Source organism: Candidatus Rhabdochlamydia sp. W815 (genome assembly GCF_018642185.1).
GTDB lineage: Bacteria > Chlamydiota > Chlamydiia > Chlamydiales > Rhabdochlamydiaceae > Rhabdochlamydia > Rhabdochlamydia oedothoracis.
On record NZ_JAAVTY010000131.1, the window covers coordinates 1 to 3,585 of the forward strand.

The window sequence follows — 3,585 nt, forward strand, 5'->3', positions numbered from 1 at the left end:
ATTGTTAAAAATCACAATAGAGATTCTTTCATCGCCTGCCTATTCTTTTTTTAATTCTTCTGTGCACTTCAAACTTGAAAAGACTAAACAAAAGATCAACATCCCCCAAAAATTACATTCAATATTGTGGAAAACGATCACGTAACACTAGAAATGTTTAAACAAGGAACAGTTGATATGATTGGTGACTCTTTAACAGATATTTCTTTAGAAGAGGTATCTAAGCTAGAAAAAACATGGACCTTTAACTCAGAGCCACAACCTTATTCTGTATTTATTTGCCTCAATACAACTAAACCGCCTTTTACTCATGTGAAGATTCGAAGAGCTTTTGCCCTAGCGATTAATCGCCAAGAATTGATCGGAATGTTAGGCAAAGGATGTAAAAAAAATATACAAGCAGATGCAATCAGTCCTGCTTACAAAGCGGGCTTGTCCGCAACAAATCTAGTTGCACCTTGCTTAAAAGAAAACCGATGTCCCCAATTTTTCAAAGATAACGATGTCATCCAAGCGAATATTCTGCTCAATGAAGGAATGGCTGAACTAGGTATTACCAAGGAGGCTTTTAAATCACTGACTTTCCTTTATCACTCCGGGGATTATGCAGCAGATGAGATAGTGCAAGTCATTCAACAGCAATGGGCAAAAGTATTTGGAATCTTTATTAAACTAGAGAAATTAGACTTTAGCATTGCTATAGATAAATTAAATAGCCGTGATTATTCAATCTGCCTTTCCAGTTGGCTGGCTTTTTACGATGATCCTATGAACATCCTTCAAATGTTTAAGTATAGAAATTATGGAAGAAATTTCACTGGTTGGGAACATCCAAAGTTTATCGAATTACTGAATCGCTCTAACTATGAGGAAGGATGCAAGCGCTTATTAACCCTGGAAAAAGCTGAAAAAGTTCTAATCGATGATATGCCTGTCATTCCCTTATATCACAAAAATTATGTATATCTTATGAACCCAGAATTGGAGTTTAATATCTCTCTATGGGGAGATAGGTTACTATTTCCCCTGTCTCCCGCACAAAAAGAAGTGCAAAAAGAGAACAAACATTCTCGTATAAAGAAAAAACCTAAAAATCCGTTAGTAAAAAAATAACATGTAAAAGCCTGAGAGTTACATATCAGAATATGCACTAAATTTTTTCTATACAAATGAATACACTTGCTCACACCTGCTACTAGCAACTCCTATAGCATTACCTCTGGTATCAAGTAAGTATTTATGAGCTACTTCAATGGCTCCATATTCATTAATGTAATTTACAATACATTTAGGCAATACACCCTTTTCTTTGTCTTTGAGCAGATACTCTTTTGGCTCATCTTCCCAAATACTTTGGAAGTGAACCGATTCAAGATCTTTCAAGTATCATACTTCTTTGTCATGAAAATTTAAAGTTCATTAGAATTAACCCACTCCATCACACTTTGAGACTAAACACTTTGGTATTTGCTTTTTCAACTAAGGCATGATGCCTTAGTTGAAAAAGCTGTTTTTTTACTATTTATCACTAAGTGTCAATTTAAGTCCTATCTATTACAAATTATACTTGAGTATGGCCTTGTCTCTGTGAAGTTTTTAAGTTATTATCGAGATGTAAACTATACTTATATCTTCTTTTTTTCTTAAACATGAAAATACCAGCTAATAAACTTCCAAATGCCAATGTACCTAATGCTATTGATACAATCAATGGTTGACTATTTGTTGATTGAGTTATTTTAGGTTCTGTTGTTGTGGTGGTTGGTTCAGGTATTGTTGTTGAAGTAGCAGCTGTTAGTTTTGTTTGTTTAACTGTTGTTTCTGGAGCAGTTGTTAATTGAGTTAGCTCAAGTGTTATTGATTCTGTTGTTGTGTTTGGTTCAGATGTTGTGTTTGGTTCAGATGTTGTGTTTGGTTCAGATATTGTTGTTGAAGTAGCAGCTGTTAGTTTTGTTTGTTTAACTGTTGTTTCTGGAGCAGTTGTTGATTGAGTTAGTTCAAGTATTGTAGTTGATTCTTCTAGAGAAAAATATTCTGGAAAAACATCAATAATAGCTTTCGTTATACGATTAATTTTAGAATATTGTTCAGGATCTTGTCGTATGTTTAGTGATGAATATTCAATAATAATCATAATAAATTTGTCATAATCTTCCCTGTTTTTTTTTAAGTCTATTTCAGTGAGGTCTAGAGGAGAGCTTAGATTGATTCGAATTTGATTAATTACTTGTACAGCTTCATCTAAAAAACCTGGATAGAAGTCTGTTTCTTTTAATGGTAAATCATTTACTTGACTAGTATTGAAAAGATTCATTAGCATTTCAAACCTAGGAGGATATATAGAATCAGCTGTTGTTGTAGTTGATTCAGGCGTTGTTAACCGAGTTGTTTTTCCTTGAAAGATCAAATTCATATTGTGAGGCACAGAACTTCTTTTATTACCTTTGTTATGAATAGCTCTTAAACGTCTGGACCGTGGAATGTTATTATATTTTGGACCTGTAAAGTCATTGTCAATTTCTAAAACTACTACTTTTTTTTTTTGATTAAAGAGATTTTTTGTAAAATTATTGCTAGTTTTTAACCCTGCTATTTTGTCTATTTGATTAAAGGGATATTTTGTAAAACCATTGTCAGTTTCTAAAACTGCTACTTCGTGTTTTTTTTGATTAAAGGAAGGTAGCCCTAGATCATTGATATTTCCTCCAGGAAAAAAAATCATAGAAGACATGTTTATTGTATTATTTGAAACAGAGATTATAGGATTCATTTTTTTATATCCAAAGTAAGATGATTTGATGCATTTTTAATATATTAAGATAACAAATATAAATAGACATAAGCCGTATTTATAGTCATTTTTTATTTATAATATTAGTTATTCTTTTTATCTTTTTCTATTTAGGATTAATGACAAGTTTCAAGTCGTTGACTTGAACTTCATTAAGCTAGCCGTTTGAGTCGGCACTACTATATATTTATAAGTTATCATTTTGGTATTTGCTTTTTCAACTAAGGTATCATGCCTTAGTTGAAAAAGCTGTTTTTCTTTGCTACTTACTATTAAGTGTCAATTTAAGTCTTATCTATTACAATGAAAATTTCAAGGAATTGACATATTACTCTAGCTCCATTTTATAATTTTTTTAACCGTTGCAACTTTAGCTTTGCTTCTCAGTTAGCTTTCATCTTATAAACATAAAAAATTACTTTTGCGCAGGAATGCTACCAAGTTTTGATTGAGTACTCCGCCTCTTTTTTTCTAACGCAATGGCTGTTTGTACCTCCTTAAGAAGCTTAACACTACAAATATTGTTTTCATCTTCTAAATGTTGTAAAGTTTCATTCAGACTAGAAAGCTCTTGCTCTTTTTCCTCTAAAGAGGTTGTTGTCAAGTTGGCTTGTTTGTTTAATTGAGTGATCTCTCTATCTTTCTCTTCTAGAGTTATATTATAGGTTGTTGTTAAGTTAGCTTTGTTAGCTTCACAAGTATTTTTTTCATCTTTTAAACGTTGTAAAGTTTCATTCAGACTAGAAAGCTCTTGGTCTTTTTCCTCTAAAGAGGTTGTTGTCAAGTTGGCTTGT

The 3,585-nt window shown here is 32.1% G+C and carries 4 protein-coding genes; 1 reads left to right on the plus strand and 3 read right to left on the minus strand.

Annotated elements, in window-relative coordinates; genetic code table 11:
- The first annotated feature begins 111 nt into the window (after nt 1-111).
- Nucleotides 112-1,113 (plus strand): ABC transporter substrate-binding protein, encoded by a 1,002-nt coding sequence (locus RHOW815_RS07350; protein WP_256439936.1) that lies wholly within the window; start codon nt 112-114, stop codon nt 1,111-1,113.
- Between the two features lie 48 nt (nt 1,114-1,161).
- On the opposite strand, the gene RHOW815_RS07355 is transcribed toward RHOW815_RS07350, so the two are convergent.
- The 3 genes from RHOW815_RS07355 to RHOW815_RS07365 all read right to left on the minus strand — a co-directional run.
- The gene (locus tag RHOW815_RS07355; RefSeq protein ID WP_215217670.1) at nt 1,162-1,383 is read right to left on the minus strand and encodes a hypothetical protein; all 222 of its coding nucleotides are present in this window, start codon (nt 1,381-1,383) and stop codon (nt 1,162-1,164) included.
- A gap of 178 nt (nt 1,384-1,561) precedes the next feature.
- Nucleotides 1,562-2,770, minus strand: a complete 1,209-nt coding sequence (locus RHOW815_RS07360) for a hypothetical protein (protein WP_215217671.1) — start codon at nt 2,768-2,770, stop codon at nt 1,562-1,564.
- A gap of 436 nt (nt 2,771-3,206) precedes the next feature.
- On the minus strand, nt 3,207-3,585 hold a 379-nt coding region (locus tag RHOW815_RS07365), incomplete at its 5' end, for a hypothetical protein (protein ID WP_215217672.1).

What these genes read in the sequence shown, in the direction of transcription:
- RHOW815_RS07360 (WP_215217671.1), bottom strand. Translation starts at nt 2,770, where the DNA reads ATGAATCCTATAATCTCTGTTTCAAATAATACAATAAACATGTCTTCT.